This is a genomic window from Algoriphagus resistens (assembly GCF_001442615.1).
GTDB lineage: Bacteria > Bacteroidota > Bacteroidia > Cytophagales > Cyclobacteriaceae > Algoriphagus > Algoriphagus resistens.
The window spans coordinates 622,381-642,614 of the sequence record NZ_LMXN01000001.1 but is presented as its reverse complement, the minus strand read 5'-3'; the positions used below and the strand labels follow the sequence as shown (position 1 = coordinate 642,614).

17 protein-coding genes are annotated in these 20,234 nt (G+C 41.0%); 6 read left to right on the top strand and 11 right to left on the bottom strand.

The window, feature by feature from the left end; genetic code table 11:
- Window positions 1-18 precede the first annotated feature (18 nt).
- The 5 genes from AS141_RS02670 (at window position 19) to AS141_RS02650 (ending at window position 4,728) form a co-directional block, all read left to right on the top strand.
- Window positions 19-372 (top strand): nuclear transport factor 2 family protein, encoded by a 354-nt coding sequence (locus AS141_RS02670; protein WP_057936064.1) that lies wholly within the window; start codon window positions 19-21, stop codon window positions 370-372.
- A 273-nt stretch (window positions 373-645) separates the two neighbouring features.
- Window positions 646-1,617 (top strand): polysaccharide deacetylase family protein, encoded by a 972-nt coding sequence (locus tag AS141_RS02665; RefSeq protein ID WP_057936063.1) that lies wholly within the window; start codon window positions 646-648, stop codon window positions 1,615-1,617.
- A 277-nt stretch (window positions 1,618-1,894) separates the two neighbouring features.
- On the top strand, window positions 1,895-3,154 hold the full coding sequence (locus tag AS141_RS02660) for a glycosyltransferase (protein ID WP_057936062.1): 1,260 nt from the start codon (window positions 1,895-1,897) through the stop codon (window positions 3,152-3,154).
- A 457-nt stretch (window positions 3,155-3,611) separates the two neighbouring features.
- A complete protein-coding gene (locus AS141_RS02655) occupies window positions 3,612-4,088 on the top strand; it encodes a MauE/DoxX family redox-associated membrane protein (protein ID WP_057936061.1) in 477 nt (158 codons plus the stop codon).
- Between the two features lie 370 nt (window positions 4,089-4,458).
- The gene (locus AS141_RS02650) at window positions 4,459-4,728 is read left to right on the top strand and encodes a DUF6520 family protein (protein WP_057936060.1); all 270 of its coding nucleotides are present in this window, start codon (window positions 4,459-4,461) and stop codon (window positions 4,726-4,728) included.
- A 55-nt stretch (window positions 4,729-4,783) separates the two neighbouring features.
- Here AS141_RS02650 and AS141_RS02645 read toward each other — a convergent pair whose 3' ends face one another.
- The 3 genes from AS141_RS02645 to AS141_RS02635 all read right to left on the bottom strand — a co-directional run bounded on the left by AS141_RS02645 (window position 4,784) and on the right by AS141_RS02635 (window position 11,114).
- Window positions 4,784-6,100: a RagB/SusD family nutrient uptake outer membrane protein gene (locus AS141_RS02645; protein ID WP_057936059.1), complete on the bottom strand. Its 1,317-nt coding sequence runs from the start codon at window positions 6,098-6,100 to the stop codon at window positions 4,784-4,786.
- Between the two features lie 92 nt (window positions 6,101-6,192).
- On the bottom strand, window positions 6,193-9,387 hold the full coding sequence (locus AS141_RS02640; RefSeq protein ID WP_082632140.1) for a SusC/RagA family TonB-linked outer membrane protein: 3,195 nt from the start codon (window positions 9,385-9,387) through the stop codon (window positions 6,193-6,195).
- Complete coding sequence (locus AS141_RS02635) at window positions 9,384-11,114, bottom strand: TlpA family protein disulfide reductase (RefSeq protein WP_057936057.1); 1,731 nt, start codon at window positions 11,112-11,114, stop codon at window positions 9,384-9,386. The genes AS141_RS02640 and AS141_RS02635 overlap by 4 nt, the downstream gene beginning before the upstream one ends.
- Before the next feature lie 567 nt (window positions 11,115-11,681).
- On the opposite strand from AS141_RS02635, the gene AS141_RS02630 reads away from it, so the two are divergent.
- Complete coding sequence (locus tag AS141_RS02630) at window positions 11,682-12,083, top strand: helix-turn-helix domain-containing protein (RefSeq protein ID WP_057936056.1); 402 nt, start codon at window positions 11,682-11,684, stop codon at window positions 12,081-12,083.
- A gap of 177 nt (window positions 12,084-12,260) precedes the next feature.
- Here AS141_RS02630 and AS141_RS02625 read toward each other — a convergent pair whose 3' ends face one another.
- The 8 genes from AS141_RS02625 to AS141_RS02590 form a co-directional block, all read right to left on the bottom strand.
- A complete protein-coding gene (locus AS141_RS02625; protein ID WP_057936055.1) occupies window positions 12,261-13,355 on the bottom strand; it encodes a glycosyltransferase family 4 protein in 1,095 nt (364 codons plus the stop codon).
- Between the two features lie 3 nt (window positions 13,356-13,358).
- Window positions 13,359-14,579 carry a glycosyltransferase family 4 protein gene (locus AS141_RS02620; protein ID WP_057936054.1) on the bottom strand — a complete coding sequence of 407 codons (1,221 nt, stop codon included), beginning with the start codon at window positions 14,577-14,579 and terminating at the stop codon, window positions 13,359-13,361.
- On the bottom strand, window positions 14,576-15,379 hold the full coding sequence (locus tag AS141_RS02615; protein ID WP_057936053.1) for a class I SAM-dependent methyltransferase: 804 nt from the start codon (window positions 15,377-15,379) through the stop codon (window positions 14,576-14,578). Before AS141_RS02615 ends, AS141_RS02620 begins: the two co-directional genes overlap by 4 nt.
- 4 nt (window positions 15,380-15,383) lie before the next feature.
- On the bottom strand, window positions 15,384-16,265 hold the full coding sequence (locus AS141_RS02610) for a glycosyltransferase family 2 protein (protein WP_057936052.1): 882 nt from the start codon (window positions 16,263-16,265) through the stop codon (window positions 15,384-15,386).
- A gap of 33 nt (window positions 16,266-16,298) precedes the next feature.
- Window positions 16,299-17,318 carry a glycosyltransferase gene (locus AS141_RS02605; RefSeq protein WP_057936051.1) on the bottom strand — a complete coding sequence of 340 codons (1,020 nt, stop codon included), beginning with the start codon at window positions 17,316-17,318 and terminating at the stop codon, window positions 16,299-16,301.
- Window positions 17,319-17,385: 67 nt separating this feature from the next.
- Window positions 17,386-18,249, bottom strand: coding sequence for a glycosyltransferase family 2 protein (locus AS141_RS02600; protein ID WP_057936050.1), 864 nt, complete (start codon window positions 18,247-18,249; stop codon window positions 17,386-17,388).
- Window positions 18,249-19,241: a glycosyltransferase gene (locus AS141_RS02595; RefSeq protein ID WP_057936049.1), complete on the bottom strand. Its 993-nt coding sequence runs from the start codon at window positions 19,239-19,241 to the stop codon at window positions 18,249-18,251. Before AS141_RS02595 ends, AS141_RS02600 begins: the two co-directional genes overlap by 1 nt.
- Window positions 19,242-20,231: a hypothetical protein gene (locus AS141_RS02590; protein WP_057936048.1), complete on the bottom strand. Its 990-nt coding sequence runs from the start codon at window positions 20,229-20,231 to the stop codon at window positions 19,242-19,244.
- Window positions 20,232-20,234: the final 3 nt, after the last annotated feature.

The following is a 20,234-nucleotide window of genomic DNA, read 5'->3' as shown; positions in this document are numbered from 1 at the left end:
TGACAATTTTACAAGTATATGATCCCTCATTTCGAGAAATTAATAAAAAAGGCGTATCAGGCATTTAATGCTAGAGAAATTGACACTGCACTTGCGACATTTCACCCAGACGTCGAATGGCCAAAAGCTTTTGAAGGCGGTTATGTGAGCGGACACGATGAAATAAGAAAATATTGGACCAGACAATGGACGGAAATAAACCCGATTGTTGAGCCAGTTGGATTTTATCAAAGACCAAACGGAACCTTTGAAGTAACCGTTCACCAAATTGTAAAAGACTTGCAAGGAAATTTAATCTTTGATGGAAAAGTAAAACACATCTACACATTGGAAGACGACTTATTACGAAAAATGGCTATTGAAATTGGATAGACAAACCTAGTTTATCTCAAGTTGAATATAAAACGATCTTAAAAAGGCCTATAACCACGAATTAATTTTAGACCTACAAAAGCCCGAGCCGCTAACAGGGGTTCACTAGGAGAAATTATTGATCATCTAATAGAAGCTAAAGATTGTAAGTATATTTCAGTTGAGTTTAAGGATTCTCTGAGAAGAATGTGCTGTCACGATACCAATTCTGAATGGACACAGTAGGTATATTTCTTCGAAAACCCCTAACCCCTAATTACTGATCCCAGATTAATGAACAAAAGTATTTTTACCATTTCTCTTGATTTTGAACTCCTCTGGGGGATTTTTGACAAGGTGGGAACGACTTATAATCCAAACTATTTCAAACATACCAGGCAAATTGTACCGGATCTGCTGGAGATATTTGCCAGGAATGGAATTCATGCGACCTGGGCCACGGTGGGAATGCTTTTCGCAGAAAGTAAAGAGGAGTGGCAATACTACTCTCCCACTCAGATGCCCTCCTATAGAGATTCCAAACTTTCGGCCTACGAATTTGTCAGGACAAATGGCATAAGACCAGCAGAACATTTTGCACCGGATCTTATCCGGCAAATCATCACTACGCCCGGTCAGGAGCTGGGCTCACATACTTTTGCCCATTATTATACCTTGATGCGTGGCCAAAGCCCCGAGCAGTTTAGAAAGGATCTGCAGGCAACGCAGCGTATTTCGCAGGAAAAATTTGGGATCGCTTTAAAGTCATTGATATTCCCGAGAAACCACATCAATGAACTGTACCTCCCCATCTGTCTGGAAGAAGGTTACACACAGGCTAGAAGCAACCCAAGGAATTGGTATTGGCAGGAAACCCAACATGAGGATATGAGTAAAAAATGGTTCCGTTCAGCTGATTGTTTTTTCAACGTTGGCGCAAAAACAAGTTACCCTATTGAAGCCATTCAACAGATACCCCATGAACCTCTCCTGATCCCTGCCTCCAGGATTCTTCGACCTATATCCAAAAACAGCCTCTTCAATTCAGTTCGCCTAAAACGGGTAAAGAATGAAATGTCTGCAGCTGCAAAAGCAAATGAAATCTATCATCTCTGGTGGCATCCCCATAATTTTGCCACTGATCCTATTCAAGCTATGATAGAACTGGATGAAATTATGAGCCATTACCAGCAGTTAAAATCTGAATTTGGAATGCTAAGTCTGAGTATGGGTGAGCTGGGAGGAAAAGTAGGAAATGGGATGTAATAAATGGGATGTTAGATGCATAAGTTTAAAAATGGGAAATGTAAAACAAATTGGCTGATAGTGAGCAAATGATCTCGGCTAGCTGCCCCGAAACTATGGATTATGCCAACCTAGCTGAGGGAAAAGAATATCACCATCGGATAATTTAATTGGTCTATTGTATAATTGGGCATAATGTAAACTTGAAGGGCTGCTGCCTTCCCGGGAGCCTATAATAACCATAGGCATAGAAGGCTTAGATGTCTTTTAGGGAATTTAAAATGATGAATAGTAACTAATGAAAATTGAAGTGGCGACAGAGGATGTAAAGGATGCAGGTAGGAAAATAAAAATATTACACCTGATCAAAAGCCTGGGGCGAGGGGGCGCTGAAAAGCTAATTCCGGAAACGGCATTGGTTCATGATCAGACACAATTTGAATTCCATTGCCTTTATTTTTACCATCAGGATACTAATATAGTATCCGAACTGCAAAGAGCCGGGATCCAGGTTCAGCTTATCCCCTCAGGCAATTTGGGACTATTTTTTCAGGTCAATAAGGTGAGGGAATTTATCAGGACATATGAAATTGACATCATCCATGCACATTTGCCATGGGCAGGGATTTTGGGTAGATCTGTTGGCAATTCCTTAAAAATACCCATCGTCTATACTGAGCATAATACCTGGGAGCGGTATAATGCTCTCTCTTATTGGGGTAATCGTATCAGCTTCAAAAAACAGGACGTGGCTATCGCTGTATCCAATGAGGTTGCATTGTCCATGCGTCTGAATTCAATATGGGATCCTTACAAGCGTGGGGAAAGGATGAAGCTTAAGGTGATACAAAATGGGGTGAACACGGATGCGTTTGTGAGAATCCAGAACCAACGCCCGATAGCTACCGGGGCAGGGTACGATTTAAATACCATATCTGGAGAAATAAAAGTGCCAGATGGCCAGTATCAGGTAATTGCAGATCTTAAAAGCTCTCTTACTATTCCAGCTGCAGCGCCTGTTATTGGAGTCGTGGCGGTATTTAGATCCCAAAAAAGATTATGGCTCTGGGTGGAGGTAGCATTGAAAATTTTGGAATGTTGTCCAGAAACCCATTTTATGCTGGTTGGTGATGGTGAATGGAGAAGAAGAATTGAAGCGCAGATCAGAAAATCAGGTAAAGAGTCTCATTTTCATTTGGTAGGAGTACAGAAAAATGTGGTCCCTTATTTATCCCTGATGGATATTTACCTGAGCACCTCGGAATTTGAGGGTTTGCCTATAGCCATGCTTGAAGCTATGTCCTGTGAGGTACCCGTTGTAGCCACCAGTGCCGGAGGCATAGGTGAAGTAATCCAGCAAGGGGTGCAGGGGTACCTGACTTCTATAGAAAACTGGAATGAATTAAGCGATTATTGCTGTACGTTGATTCAAAATCCTGAATTACATGATAGCATGAGACTGGCAGCAAGACAGCGTGTGATCGATCAGTTCAGCATGAAGAGAATGGTGGATGAATTGGAACAGGTTTATTTGGAGGTTTTGGGATTGGGGAATTAGGATTAGGGGTTTGGACAGAAGGGTATTTTAGGAACAAAGCAAGCAATCTTCTTTGGCCCCAATACGCTGATTTGTACTTGATATACGCCCCAACTTTTTGATAGGCTTCCTTGGAAACTACATCCTGAGGATCAAGTAAATGTTTTAATTCAACAGCTTTCCAATGCATGAGACATCAGATTAAACAATTTGTAACACAACCAATTTTTACTCCACACCCTCTTAAAAAAGGTACCAATGCCCTAAAAAAAACTAATCAAAAAAGGCAAAACACTAATACCGGAATACACTCCGATGACCAATAAACTTAACATTCAGGTAAAACTGAATTTTTAATAAAACCTAAATTTCTAGCTAAAAAAATTCCAAAATGCTCAATTTTAGGACATTGTCCGATTTTTTAGCCCCTTCTCCCACCTTGTGAATTCACAGTTTTAGGAGTTTCTAGCTTTCAACTATGAAAAAGGAAGCCACCCTTAAATGGGATTTTCAGTCGATTTCAGGCCTGATACTGATCATTGTCTGGACCTATACAGGCATGGACAAGTTGGTCAGGTTTACCGATAGCAGGAATGCCTTTCACAACCAAACCTTTCCTGCAGAGCTGGCAGAAGTGTTGGCTTATGCAGTACCAATCATAGAGTTGTTGATTGCCGGGCTCCTGCTCTTTTCAGTAACCAGATGGTGGGGATTTCTCTCAAGTATTCTCCTGCTCACCGTCTTCACCTCTTACGTGGGACTGATCTGGGTGGGGGCTTTTCCCAGGGTTCCGTGCAACTGTGCAGGGATCATTGAATCGCTGGGATGGGCAGAACACTTTATGTTGAATCTGCTGCTGCTCGCATTGGGTATTTTTGGAGTACACCAAAACCCAAGAAAAAAGCCCAAGGAATATGCCCAAGGAATATGCCCCAGGCTTTTAACAGGTAGTTAAGCTATAACTAGTATAGAAACATAACATTTCTATACTATAGTCCAAATTTAACCTATAAACCCGATTAAAGACTAACTGCTAAACCAAACATGAAGTAAAAAACGGGCAGGGACATTGGTCAGATCCCCACCCAAAAAATAACAAAGCTTTGCAGGATAACTTATTTTCCAAAAGCTACAAAAAATTGCACCGTCCCTTTCTAAGACAGGGAGTCGAAAGGCCTGTCAACACTCGGCGTTGCAGAAGGGAGAAGCCGAAAACCCTTAACCAGAGTAGGTACTTTAACCATGCCTGTCGGGAGCATGAACTCCCTGCAGACAACCCTAAACGGTTTCACCTGTTTTTGATCTGTTAAAAAACAGGACACTATATGAAGAAGCTCGAGGGCAAGTTGCCCCTAATTGCGTTTGCATTTGCTGCTTTTGCCGCATTTGCTTTTACCAGTCCCGAAACAGAACAGTGGGGAAAAGTAGATGAAGACACCTACATCAATGTGACGGACATTCCACCGAGTTCTACCACTTATACTTGTGATAGTGCACAAAATGCCCACTGCCTTTATGACGATGACGGTGGTGAACCATTGAGCCCTGGTGAGAATAAAATGTTTGTAAACAGAGGTGTTGCACCGCTAAAATAAGAGCGTGAACATCAGGACCATTGAGCCCAGGTTTAATAAATCTGGGCTCTCTGCTCTACAATGATTCCAACTCAATTTCAAGTGCCGGTAACTGAAGTGTAAACTGATTCCCGGCCTGCAGTGTGAAAACTTCATCTCTGATTTCCCTGACCGGATAATCGAAGTCACCCAAATTCCGCAAGCGTTTCATATCCATCCAGCGTGTCCCTTTAAAGACCAATTCTTTTCTTCTTTCATTTAGTACTAATCCTAGTGCTTCATCGGATGTGGCAACATCCCATTCTTCAAAATCCAGATAGCGATGTCCCCCCAATGCATTTAAATAAGTAAGCCCTTCTTTAAGCTCACCGTTTCTAATGGAAGATTCTGCCAGCGTGAGATAAACCTCTGACAAACTTATTCCTGTAAACAGATTATAATCACCAAGGTAAGACCCTTTGAAGAGCGGCAGACTATCCCGATCCAATGTGAAAAATAAGCTGCGCCTAAGATCCTTCTCGCCATACCGGGAATACAGATCGGAATTGATATACGTAGCAGAACTGGCGGTCACAGAGAAACTACTGGTGATCCCGTAAAGCAACATTTCTGAATTGAACAACTCAAAGGGGTAAGAAGAAGAACTATCCATTTCATGAAAGTCCATTAGCTTATACTCTGAACCAATGACATATTTGCCGGACTCCTTTGCATCTCCCCACCTTTGTTGATATAAATAAAGTCTTGACAGTAACGCCTGAACAGATATCCTGTCAGGACGGGTCCTATACGCACCTTTTTCAGACAGTAAAGAAAATGCTTCAAGTAAATCGTGCTCGACTATTTCCAACGTCTCATGAATCCCAAGAATTTCGGGCTCCGAATTTATTTCAGGCTTTAGGCGGACCGGAATTCGGATATCATCCGCATCCGGTGAGAAAGGATGGGGCAGAAACAAAAGCGACAATTCAAAGATTGATCTACTGCGAAGTGCCAATGCCTCTCCCCGCAGATTGCTGATATCCTCATTTACTGCCAACTTATCCAATACCTCCAGACAAACATTGGCGGTGAATATCTGATTGTGAATCCTGATATAATCAGTGGACAGCGTATTGGGCTCAAATATTTCCGTCTTCCACAGGTATGCATTCTGCTCCCATGGACTTAACCCATCCCAGTTTTCCTCAGTAGTCTCCCAGTCATCAGAAATGATAAAAGTTAGAAGTGAATTTTGATTCAGGTTTGGGTAATAGTCAAGAAGTGCCTGAACATCCCCGGCACTGGAAGGAACAAGTATTGATTTCTCAGGTTTCTCATCCAGGTATTCCTGGCAGGAAGAAAAGCAGATTAGTGCTGTCATCCACAGAATTGATATATAGTTTATTTTCATTTTGTTTATCGTTTAAGTTAGCGGTAAAAAGGAGTCTGGAAAACTGTCCGGAAGCCTTACAGAGCTATTGTTTTTAACCCTCCCCATTTATACTAGAAATCGAGTTTGAGGCCGAAGGAAATTGACCGGAGTGGCTTGGCGTATTGATAATCCGGATCAAGCCTTTGACCTGAAGCTTTCCAGATGATACCCAGGTTGCCGGCATAGGCATAAATCTGGGCAGATTTAACCGGTAACCAGGCGGTAGTGTACTGGGAAAGGGTATAGGCCAACCGGATATCATTGAGCCGGATATGATCACCTTTTTCAATCAGCGTAGCCGAATTGGTATAAAAGGCATTCCTTCTTGAGTCAGCCGTAAGAGGCTGGGACGGGATCTGGGTGACTTGCTCATCCCCGGGATTCTTCCACCTCAGATCATAGTCTCCATGGCCTATAGCCCCCCTTAGAAGCGTGTAGTAATCTATTGACCTCCTTTTCACATAGTATCCAAAGCGATAGGATACATTCACAGAAAGACTGAATCCTTTATAGGAAAAATCATTTCTAAACGCGCCGAAATTGGTAGGCCTACCAGGCCCGTGATACTGAAGATTATCACTGGTTGCCGCTCTGGAAATGCCGAGGTAATCTGTGCTTGGCTCCCCATCGAGTATTCCCATCGGATCCCCTGTGTCCGGATCCAATCCTGCCCAGGCATAAGAATAAACCCCAAACAGCGGTCTTCCCACTTTCGGATAAGGAGAGGAGCTCAATGCTGAACTTAGCAGGTCATTTACCGTGGGCTCTTTTTCAAAGTCCAGCACCTTTTCTTTGAGCCCGCTATAAAGCAGACTGGCAGTCCACTTAAAGGAATCCCTGAAAATCTTCGCGGACAGGGAAATATCCACTCCCCTCACCTGCGTCTCCGCAAAATTCCCTTTAAAGCTGGTTCTACCGGTGGATGAGGGCACTGAATATTCGCCTAAAAGATCCCTGGAATATTTGGAGTAATACTCAACAGTACCGGAGAACATACCGTTCTGGGTTTCCATGTCCAGTGCCAGATTTGTGGTCCTTACTTTTTCCCATCTTAGATCCGGATTGGGCGGGTTTAGTATGGTAGCCCCTGTCAGATGCGGCAGTGCATCATAAAACTGGAAATTCACATACTGTGCCGTAACGGCCGAGGAAAGGCTTTTATCCACATTTCCGCTATAGCCAAAGGTCGCTCTCAGTTTAAGGAAGGGCATAGACGGGCTTTTCATAAAGTTTTCTTCTGAAATAATCCATGCCCCGCCTACCGACCAGAGCGGGACTCCCCGTTGGTTTGCATCCACTCCGAAAATATTTGCCTGGTCTTTTCTGGCGCTGAAATTAAAAAAATACCGGTGGCTGTAATCGTATCCCCAGTTGGTATAATAAGAAAGAAAACGATCTGTATTGCCCCCGTGCCCACTGTTGGACAGTACAGTCACCTGTTGTCCGGGATTATGGTAGTAGGGATACCTGTTCACCAGATCAACCGGAATGCTGATCCCCATATCATCCTGATAACCATAGTATCTGTCCGACCAGCTTAGCCCCTGTAAATCCCTTATCTCCATCCCGGCAATCGCATTGATGTAATGCTTGGAATTTAACTCCTTGACGTAAGTCAGCTGGGGCCTGAACGTATGGGAAAAAGATTCGGACTGGGCTGTGGACAATATATCTCCTTTGGGGATAGGATATGAAAAATTCCCATCCTCCTGTACCTGGGTGTATTTATTGATCAGATCCCTGGTATAAAACAGGTCCAGTGGTGCCCGGTTTCTGGTAGTCCCCATATTTTTCCAGTACTGATAAAAGAGACCGATTTTCAGGTCTGGGGTCAGCGCATACTGAATTGAGGGAGAAACCCTGAAATCATAGGATCTGGAGGTATAATCCTGCTTCCCGATTTCATTTAACGGAATATATCGCCAGTCCAACAGGCCTTCCCCTTCTACCGAACTGATATACCGGGTACTGTAGAGGTTCGCTACGGGCAATGGATTTCCGTTGCTGTCCATCAGCCTGTCATAAGCATACCCCTTGGCCAGCTCCGTCCGGGTATGGGAGTTTTGATTGGCAAGGTTGACCCGTAATCCTATTTCAAGCTTGTCCCGAAGTGTCTTCCACTCATCTCCTATTGCCAGGGTCCATCTGTTGCCATCGTTGCCTCTTACATCTGAACCCAGCTGATCATACCCCAAGGATATATTGTAGGTATGGCCTGCATTGCCCCCAGTCAGAGAAACGGCATATTGTTGGTTGATGGCAGGACGCAGGTAATTCTCTTCTATATCTTTCCTGATATCCGATTGGCGGTAAAGCCTCAGCTGTTCGTCGGCCTGGGCCTGCGATAGTAGCCCATCTCTCAAGGCAATCGAAGTTTCCACCACAGGAGGGAGCTTGGGCTTGTTTGAATTGTTTTCGAGGTTTCTGTAAAAATTGTTTTCAAACAGCCCCTGCTCAATAGAAATAAAATCAGGTATGGACATCTGTGGTACATAGTATAAATCCCGGGGTTCGGTAACTGTGACGTTGGAATTGAAACTTACCTGCATGGGCTGGTCTGACTTACCTCTTGTGGTAGTGATGACGATAACACCGTTTCCTGCCCTGGCTCCCCAGATAGAGGCTGCCGCAGCATCTTTAAGTACAGTGACGCTAGCCACATCGTTGGGATTTATATTTTCCAAAGGGCCGTCATACGGGAAATTATCGACGATGATCAAAGGGGAAGTATTCGCATAAATGGTGCTCCGTCCACGGATGCTTAACGGGTCGTTTGAGGCATTTGAGCCTCTGTTGAAAATCAGGCCTGAAGTGACATCCTCCAACCTGTCCAGAATGGTGGGACTCACCTTCCGCTGCACCAGTTGACTGTCCAAAAAAGCAAATGAACCTGTTGCCCGCTCTTTTGGAAGTTCCTGATATCCTGTGGACACCACATCCACCTGGGACAGTTCGTAATCGGATTGCTTCAAAATGATACGGATGGGATCATCCCCGGGTATGGTGACTGATATACTAAAGGGTTCCATACCGATATAGGAAGCGCTCAAGGTATATTCTCCGTCGGGGGCATTGAGGCTAAATTCCCCTGCCTCATCTGTGATAGTTCTGATTTCCGTATCGCGCAGTGAAATAAGCACACCGGGCAACTCCATCCCATCAGATGAGGCTACAGACCCCTGTAGGGTTGCAGTTGTTTGCCCGATAGCCCGGAAGTTCAATAGCATAAGACAGGCAATAAAATATAGGAGTAGTTTCTTTTTCATAGATGCGGTGCTTGGGTGGTGTGGTCTGGATTTGGATAATCAGCGCTGATCTGTTCCAGCTTCAGGGACAGTTGTTCTGCTTCCATTCTGTTGATGGTCTGCAGGAGGACTTTGGAACCGGGAGCTACGATCATTTTCTGGGGAAAGGAATATATGCGGTAATGCTCTGTAAAGCCCTTATCTTTATCTGCCCGGAGATTAAGCATACTTGCTGAGGTGTATCTGCCTGATGCGATGCTTTGTTTCCATTTTTCGGGACTGTCTCCCACATTGACCGATATCACCAGTATATCAGGGTCGGATCTGTATTTCTCGGCAAGCCCATTCAGCACAGTCGTATATTCGTGGATACAGAATTTGCATCCTGATATCCAAAAATGGATCAACAGGGTCTTGTCCCTGAAATCCCTCAGGTCAACTGTCTTTCCATCCATATCCCAGAGTAGGTCGCCTCTGAGCACTTTGCCCTGCATTGCTGTCAGCTCAGAAATACGCGCTGAAATCCATGGGGTAGTGAGCCTTGAAAGGCTCATTTCCAGTACTTCGGGAAGTCTTTCACCCAACCGGTTAAAATTGTCAAGGACATAAAAAGCAATGACTTCATCCTTTATTCCGGAACCGTATTTTTCTGCCTGTGCAAAAAATGAAGTCCCCTCCAGTCGTGATTTTAAGGAAGCATTCCGGAGACATGCATCTACCAGCCTTGGATGGGTGAATACCTGCTTCTCCAGCGTGAATCCCCTGATCCAGTCCAGGTATTGCTGTGTTTTATCCGGATCCTGCTTCAATTCGGATTCTGCAAATTCAGCCTTTTGTACCCCTGCATAAAGAAGTTGTCCGGTCAGCCTGGCGCTCAGGGAAAAGAGCTGCCATTCGGTTAACTCAGCGGATTTTTCTTCGAGTAAATCCCACGCAGGATGAGAACTGGGCTCCCTTTCCAGAATTGGCCTGAGATAATCCCAGCCGTTCTCTCCGGGAACCAGGATATCCATGCCGGTATGGATATCGTCAGGTCTGTTCAGAACTTTCTGATAACGTGCTTTGGAGCTACTGTCCTGAAATAGGCTTTCTCTGGACCGGGTGACCATCACCGGATTCCGGTTATAGCTTTCCTCTGCAAACAACACATCCAGCTCATGTTGTGTCCGGTAGAAGGCGGATGCAGGCCCGCCAAAAAGCACTTTGCCGGAATTCAGATCAAACCGTACCCTTGCCCTGTCAGCAGAAGAAAAATACCAGTGCCTGACAAGAGTCTGGCTTCCCTTGCGAATGGAAAAAAAGCCGTCTTTAAATGATGCCGGGAAGGTAATTTCATACACAGCATTGTGGGAACTTCTATCGAGAAAATCCCCTGGACTTCTAATGACAGGCAGCGTAATTCCGGGAGTGACCGTCAGTCTTTCATTGATCAAATGCTCCCAGAAAGTGACCCATAGTGTATCCGATGGATTAGGTGAGGCAATTTCCAGGTAGAGCATTCCCTCCGGTTGGACAGAAGAGCTTTTGCCCTTCTGCCCTTGCCCGGAGTGATCAACCAAACCACTATTCTCCGGAAGAGTATCGGAGTGGGTCTCCCCGCCCCGATGGGTGTCTCCCAAACCATAGGAGATTGTGGGGCTAGATTTATGAAGAAAATCCGCCCCGGGTGAATCAGAAACTTGTGCCAACAGTGTGCTTCCGTATAGGCATAGCGATGCCAGGAAGCATGAGCGTATATGTTTTTTCATGCCAATAAATGCCTTGATGGATTTGAGAATTGGACATAGTAATCCACTCAAGCCTCCAAGGGCTTTTTTAACTATTTAGAAATAAGTGAAGTAATGGAGCTGTTGATCCGCTGCAGCAGATGATCTCCATCATACCCGGTGCCATGGGTAAGACGTCACTCCCTGATATTTGTGAATCGTCCCGCTGCAGTGCACAAGAACCTAGCGGAAGTAATCAGGGAGAAAAAGTAATCCCATCCTTAGATCGGATTCTTGGGCTTCAGGGGATACAGGCGATCATAAGCAGATAGCCATCTACCGTGTTGAGCAGTCAGAATCAAAATTTCAAAATGTGCAAATAAGTACCTGCCTTTTCCTCGATAAAGAGAAGAAGAAAGGAAAAAGGCACAAATTGTCTCAAAAACCTCCATATGAAATGATTCTTACACAATTTTAACTAGAGATTTCATCAAAAAAGAATAAATTCGGTAGTATAAACTCTATGAAAAGTAGTTTTAAACTACTTTTTGCAAAAAAACGCATTGAATAGGCTCAAAAGCCCTATTTTTGACCATAAACCACATTACCATGAGAGAAGAAGAAGAATCAGATTTCACCATTTTGGAGAATAAACAAATCGGTAGGAATTTCTATATGTACCGTAAATTGACTGATACCAAAGCATTGGAGGTTGCAGAATATTTAGGCATTAAGGAAGCAACCTATACCAAGTACGAGAGAGGCGAGAGCAAGATCACAGTGGATATGGTCCAGAAGGTTTCTGAGTTTTTTAAAATCGATCCACTCCAATTATTATCTGCACAACCAGGGCATATTATAGAACATCTTACAAATTCACCATTCTCAATTTCTGGAAATGTCAGAGCGAACTATGCAGATAAAAATCAAACTGAAGTAATGATGAAGATGATGGAGACGATGCTGCAGATGAATGAGGCGATCAGAAAGATCTTGGAGGAAAATAAGTGATGCTATAAGTTGCTGACAGCGATTGAGGAATATAAAGTCTTGTTAGGACTAATCAGGAAAAAAATGCAAACATTGTTGATGACTACATAATTTGTTTGAAGTTTTGAGAGGTGATTATTTTAGCATTTATAACCGACTGAATACTAACTGCTTGGTCATAAAAAAGTTTGCATTAGACTATCTTAAATAACTCCTGTAAAAATCTTCAAAGCGGGAAGCTATCTGTGAAAGTTTAAAATCTGTGATTATCTGAGTGTGGGCTTGGTCGATAATGGTGGATTTTTGTGTTTTAGAAGAATTTAAGATCTCTACTATTGCTTCGCAAAAAGCTTTCTGGTCACTGGGCTGGATACACCATCCTGTCTGTCCGGAACTCAATACCTCAGGAATTCCCCCTACTCCATATGCTACAACTGGAACTTTGCAGTACATGGCTTCCAAAATTACACCAGGAAGCCCTTCGATTTGAGAAGGCATAACCAAGGCTTCAGCATACTGTAGGTAAGCAAAAATATTGGGTTGGCTAGCAATCAGGTGAACAGCGTGTTTTAATCCCAGATCTTCTATGCTCTGATGTATTTTAGCAGCTAATGGACCTGAACCCATAAAAACCAGCTGAAGATCCGGTCGGGATTTTAAGACTTCTTTGAAAATTTGCAACATTCCCAGCGGGTCTTTTTCAGGAACCCAGCTTCCAATTTGAATGATAAAAGACTTTGGAAGATCTACGGGATCTTTTTCTTGCTGCATCAGCTCAATTTCTTCCGGTACAATGCCAATGGGAATTTCAATTGAGTTATCCTGTGGAAAGCTGAAGGTCTGGTGAAAATCTGTTCTGGACTCTTTGGACACAGAGACTACCGAAGTAACCTGATTAACGAGAAATTGGTTAAATCTTTGGTGAAAAGCATTGCGTATAAAGTCTCCCATCTGATTGGCATTTCGATAGATTAAAGGGACTTTCCATCGAAAGAGTATTTTAGAAAATACTGAAAATTTAAGTGTATCTGCAGCATTGGCCTGAATGACATCAGGCTGGAATTCCTTCACCAGATTGGCAAAATCCCTCCAGCCTCTATAATCAAAAAACCGATTAGCAATCGGTCTCTTTAGCTTAATCCATTCTCCGTTGAAAGACAGTTCAGCAACGCCCTCGTATATACTTACCAGCAACACCCCATTTCCATTGCGTCTAAGCTGTTCGCTCAGTTGGGCGGCAAATATCTCCGCTCCCCTTCGCTGTGGCTTCTGGATAAGTTGGATTATTTTCAATATTTACTGGCCTGCTGATTCAAAAATGGAATGTATCATAGCCTCGTAGTCCTTGGCAATTTTGTCTATGGAAAATTTCTCCATAGCTACTTTGCGCGCCTCTTCCCCCAGCTTTGCCATTTGTTCAGGATTATTTAATGCAAAGCTCATCTGCTCAGCTAGTATTTCAAACTTGTTCACAGGATAAATCAAGGCAGTTTTCTGATGGATTACAGCCTCCAGGTTCATGGGGATATCCGAAGTTATGATTGGCATACTGGCCATCATGGCTTCCACCAGTGTGCCTGAAAAACCCTCATACCAAGATGGGAAGATAAAGCAGTGGGCAGTCTTTAGTAAGGCAGTTGGGCCAGAGACATGACCCGGAAGAGTGACTTTGCCTTTTAGTTCCAGCTTTATAATCAAATTTTCCAACTCTGTTCGATACGGCCCTTCACCATAAATAGTGAGCGTAGAATTAGGATAAGACTGAATCACTTGCCTAAATGCATGAATCGCATCCTGAAAGCCTTTGCGCTCCAGTAGACGACCGTAGGTTATAAAACGAAATGCCTCGTGTGTGATGGAAGTTTCGGTGGTTTCGGTCTGTGGGGATCCCCCTGACGGACGGGCAGGCATGGACCGCGGAGAAGGAGCAAACGGAATTACAAATTCCTGGGATATGACATCAGGATTGCAAATCCCGATCAGCGTGGGGACTTCCCTCCCACGATAAATCACAGAAATCTTCTTCGCATCCAATCCCAGCGTCCTTACATGTGAATCTGCCAAAGCTTGGGAATTGGCGATCCAATGGGTCGGTATTCCGGCAGTCAGGCGATCCAGCCAATACACTATTTTGTATTTCAAGCCTTTTTTATCCTTCCAGGCTGAGGGTGCGTAGCTGTCATTTACCAAGGTTCCAATTAATGGAACGCCGGTAATTACGGAAGTAATACGGGTAATCACATCTGCTCTCCAAAGAGAAGAGATGAGGATATCTGGTTTTTCGAAACGTATCAGCTTTACCAACCGGGAAACAGCCAACTGCAAATGGTAGGATTCTGGAATATCCAAAAAAATAAGCCGTATGCCGGCTTTTTCATACTCTTGTTTTAAATCATGTTTGGGATAGAGATAGACAAAGGAAACATCCACTTCCCTCGAAAACCTGGATAAAATCTCTAAATGACTGCGCTCAGCACCACCGTTATTAAGTGCATCTTGGGTGAAGAGAAGCTTCAAACTGTTTTATTAAATTTTATACTAGATTTTATTAAGGCTTGCTTTTTAATAATTCTCCTATAGTTGGTAACCCGTTTAATCCCTTGCATCAATCCTAAGGAATAAGCTTTCAAGGAAAATTGCTTCGTCAAAGGTGATTCGACCATCAAGATTGAAAATCCTTTATCGCCAAAATATTCGTTATGGTATATAAGTTGAAGCCCCTTATATACTTTTAACCATTTATATATCACACATTGCTCAGTATAGCGCTCCGTATCGTCCATTATAATCAAGCAACCAACCTTCAGCTTGTCATATATCCCATCTAAACCTCCTTCTCTACCATAGTAATACTGAGGACCGTCTATAAATACTAGTTCCACTCCCGGACTAAGCTTTTCTCTTTCAAGTATTTTATAGGTTGCGTGGATACCAAAATATCCAAAGACAAATTTAAGGTCTCCGGTATGAAATTGCAAAGCTTCCACATTTACCAAGGCTTCCAAGACAGTTGGAATCTTAAACCAATCAACATTCTCTTCCATAGAAAATACTTCATAGTCTAAACCTAATTTGGAAAGCACATAGTAAAATACAACGGTAGAGAAACCTGCTCCTACTTCTACTACTCTTGTTATCTTATTTTTTTCCACCAGACGCATTAAAGCTTCGGCCACATGCTTGTCTATGGACCACCCTCCAGGAGACTCCTTCAAGATCAAAAAATCATTCTCTGAAGGATTAGAAAGTTGTAGGCACAAAGTTTCATCAAGCGAAATATTTTCTTGTAAATAAGCTTTTACATAATTCTTAATCATTGCTTTAGGCCAATTTTTTATGTAGATCCTTTGCCATACCAAGGGGAAAAAGAGAAAATATAGAATAAAGTAAGAGTGACTTTATAGGACAATTCATAGCTAGCAAATAGGCACGGGCTATGGCAGTATTTCCACAATAAAGTGCGAGCCACATTGCTTTATGATACCACCATTTTTTTCGAGAATTAGTAGATTGTATCTCTTGCCGATGTAGAGCAATTAATTTATTGTATGCTTCTGATTGTGAGGCATAATTCTTCCTTACAGATTCATGATCACCTATCAGGCAATTGACTAGAATCTTATTAATTCCTAGCCCTTTCTCCTCTTTTGATATCCGTAGAAAAAACTCTCTATCAACTGAGGCTTTAAAAGACTCATCAAATCCTTGGTGAGTTTCAAGCAATTCTCGTTTGAATGCGACACCACAATTGGTTCCAATTCTTAATTCATCAAAGAATGTTGATCCTGGAAGACTCTCCCTCGGTTGCCAGAATTCTTCTTTCAGAATTTTAGAATGAGAATTAATAAAACGAACCCCAGTCCAAAAAAAGCTAGTTTCTGGATAGCCTTGAATACTTTGATACAAATTTTCCAGGTAATTTGATTCCAACCAATCATCACTGTCTAGATACACCACCCAATCAGAAACAGCGGCCTTCCACCCCTCGTTTCTAGCTTTGGCATTCCCTCCGTTAACTAAAAGAGAAATTAACTTTATCCTACTATCGGTATATTTTTTAACTACGTCAACAGATTTATCGGAAGAACTATCATTCACCAAGATTAGCTCCCAGTTAGAATAATTTTGGTTTAGTACACTTTCAATTGCATATCCCAAATAATCCATTCGATTGTAAAATGGAATTACAATGGAAAAAAACATTTCATGGTTAAGAAGGATATTCCTGTTCCCCACTTAAAAATTAGCACGAATTATTTGAATCAATTGCTGCTGAGAATTATCAAATCTTAAACTTTTACTTAACCCAATAGCTTTTAATTCTGATTTTTTGTCCAATCCCTTATAAAATTCAATAATTCTATTTACAGAACCTTGAATATCATCATTATCAACAAGGAGCCCACCTCCATTCTTTTTAATAAAATCTGCACAAGACCAATTAAAATCAGAAACTATCACATTCAAGCCAGCTGCAAGATATTCTCCAAATTTAATGGGGAATGAAACATGATTTACAATATTTTCTTCTCTAATTAAAAACCCTAATACACCTTCCTGCATATATAAAAAAACATCTTCTCCATTTTCTGCTTGTTTAAATTGAATATTTTTAGGATCAATGCCCTCTTTTAGCAGGACGCATCTTTTATCCCTCGAGATAACAAGAAATTCTACATCCGGCTCCTTTTCGTGAATCATTCTCCATAAAAGGGAGAGTCTTTTTATCCACTGCCATGGGGCACCAGACCCTGAGTAAACCATCTTAAGCCCTCTATCTACATTAAGCTTTGATTCTAGATGATAAATCCCACTTGGAACAAAATAGAAACCATTTGCATTTACTTTATTTCTCAAATATTCAGCCATATATGAGGAAACAGCAACAACTTGGTCTACCTCTTTGAACAAATTAGTAAAATACCAAAAAGCTCTAACTCTTAGTTTATTCGTAGGAGAATTATCATGAATAAGTCTTTCCTCTGGAACACCATTTATGAACCAATCGACTTTTTCTTTACTATTCTTGAAATAGAAAAATCTGGAAGTTGTACCCACCAAAGCCACTTTCTTATATTCTCTTTCATTAATAATTTCTTTAAGATAAATCCTTGTTTTTAAAATATTCGAAATCCTGCCTGAAATCACTTTACTAGAATTCACTTCGAATTTTTTCATAAAATCCCCAAATACTACATCGTCAAAATATTTAGCATGTGGTAAAAGCCATACAAAATCAACTGTATCATATGACATACAATAGGAAGAAATAATTAAGGTAAGCCTTGATCTTTGGAGAGGACCTCTATATAATATAAGACAACTATTCATTTATATATTTAACCCTTCTCGGATAAATTTTTTCTGAGACATATGGCGAAAGACTTAGAACCCATCGAGCTAATGTTCTGAAATTTAACTTATTCAGTAAATACGCATTCCACAAAATTTCATTAGCGGCTTTATAATCACCAATCCTTAGATAACAAACACCCAAAATTTGTAAATAAACTTGTTTTTCTTTAGGATAATATTCAAAGTATTCTTTATATTTTTCAATTAGCAATTTATTTGACGAAATAATCGCATGAATATTTTTACTCTGAGTTCCTTCCTTATCAAAATAAATTAAAGTATCCTTATCCAAATGGGAGGTCATGATTTTTTTAAACTCTAATCTTCGGAACAATTCTGAATTTTCTCCATAACAAAAATCTACATCATAGCCACCTACCTCAAAAAAAACTTTTGTTAGAATGGCAAAACTGCCCGGGATTTTTGCCGTTTTCCTATTTTTTTCTTCTATCCAATTTTGATTTTCAAGACATACTCTTCTAGTATAACTTGATCTGATGAGCCCAGCATTAGTATTAGACATTTTTCCATAATAATTGTCCAAAGCGTCCCCTAATAGCAAATCATCTGCATCCAAGAAAATTAACCATTTTCCACTTGCATGATCAGCTCCTCTATTACGAGCGGCACTAACTCCTTGATTCTTCTGAGAAAGAATATGAATTCTCGAAGATTCAAAGTTTTGAGCAATAGATAATGAATCATCAGTACTCCCATCATTCACTAAGATCAATTCCCAATTTTTAAAATCTTGAATTAAAACAGAATTTATAGCTTTCTCTAATGTATTTCTTTCATTAAAAAATGGTATAATTATAGAAATATCAGGCATCAATAGAACTCTTTTAATTGTTTAAAATGGGTGATTGCTAGATAAAAATCCTTTTTAAGTGAATGCTTCCTTGCTTTTAATATCCTAATCGCTAAGTCAAAGTTAATAATACCTCTAGTTGGTCTAACCTTATTTTTGTGATAAATTAAATATGCAACTAGAAGTTTCCAGTACAAAGCCCGAGTAAAGGCAATAACACCTCTATTCTTATTCATATAAAAATATTGATAAGAAAATAGGAATGCAGAACTGTGTGTAATTCCTTCTTTTACTTTCAAAAAATATTCCCAATCAGTTCTTTTTCTAGGTATCCAGTGGTAAAAAGCCAATCGCTCACTGTAATGTAACTCATAGCCTTTGATTTGTACTAAATAGCAAAGCTCAACATCTTCACCAGAAATTAAGATATCACCTTTCCTTCCTGTAAGCGCTAATTGAAACCCTGAATCTATAATTTCTTTTAGAATATTTGTTTTAAAAATAGCACCTGCACCATAAACATATCCCAGTCTTGCTGAATTATCTCCTAAATGATTGATTTGGCTTCCAACTGCAAAAGTGGAATAGTACTTCTCAAACCAATTCGGTTTTTCTCCTTCAAATACTGCTATCCCCTTACCTCCTAATGCACCTATTTGATTATTCTTTGAAAGAATATCAGCAGCATTAACCAAATAGTCAGGAAACAACCAATTATCATCATCACAGAATAATAAATACGGATATAAACATTCTGCAATTCCCTTAAACTTTGCATAAACCAATCCCGGAGTCTTTTCCTCGACTAGTTTCCATTTCAACTTTTTACTGCTGTGAGAGGTAAAAAATTTCTTAACAACGGTAGCAGTTTCATCTGTTGAAGCATTATTTATAACTACTATTTCCCAGGGGAATTCAGCATTCAACTTTGAAATTGCCTCTAAAGTGGGTGTTAAACGCGCACTTCCATTGTGAGTGCAGATGATTATACTTATTCCAGGAAAGGAATCCATTTATACTTTAAAAATTCTAAAGATAAGGTTATTGGATTTGGACTTGACCTTTTTACCAAATCTAATCCATGAAGAATCTGGAACCTCCTTAAACTGCAAGAGAGGCTTGACATTACTTAAATACTCTAATCCATTGGAATACAGACGCTTCTCATAATCATCGAAAAGAGACTGTAGCAAGTGATCATCATCAATCGTAAACTCATCCGACTGAAACCGCTCAGTGATCTGCCGATTACCAGGTTTGAAGCCACTAAAGTGGAAAAAAATCAATTTGTATTCTTCTGAATTTACATACAATGTCTGACCGGACTTCAGCAATTTACGCTCAGAAAAATTCCACCATGCCATATTCCAACCTGGGTGTTTTATGGATTTGATTCGATCAAAAAAAAGTGGAGCCAGGTCCACCCATTTTTGGTCCACAAATATCCCTCTGCATTTATCGATTTTGCAATGAGTCCTAAGTCTATCTTTCCACCATTGTATAAATATTAAACCTTGTGTCCCTCGCTTTATCCCAATAAATCCTAGGTTATTCACCCCATGACGGAGAGATGCCAGTTCTCCGGTGGAAGTTGATTCTGGCAAATAAACTAAATTTGGCGTAAGTAAAATATCAGCTTCGTCACATTCAATATCAAATGATTCTATTGGTTGATACAGTAAAATATCCGGATCTATATAATAGATGCGGTCTACCTCAGGTCTAGTTCGAAATAAATATTCAAAGTAATAAGGCTTTACCGCTGTATTGAACTCGATAATATTATAGTGAACTAGCATCTCAGTAAACTCTGAATACCCTAGATCAAAACAGGGGATAATCTCAAAGTACGAAAACTGTCCGTAGTCTATAGTAGAATCTTTCTTATCTACCAATCCAATAATAAACTTTGACTCTTGATCATATTGCTTGATAGATTTTCCGAGAGTAGCTGCATGCGCTAAGTAATTATTGGAGCAGAGAGTAAAATAAATTTTATTCAAATT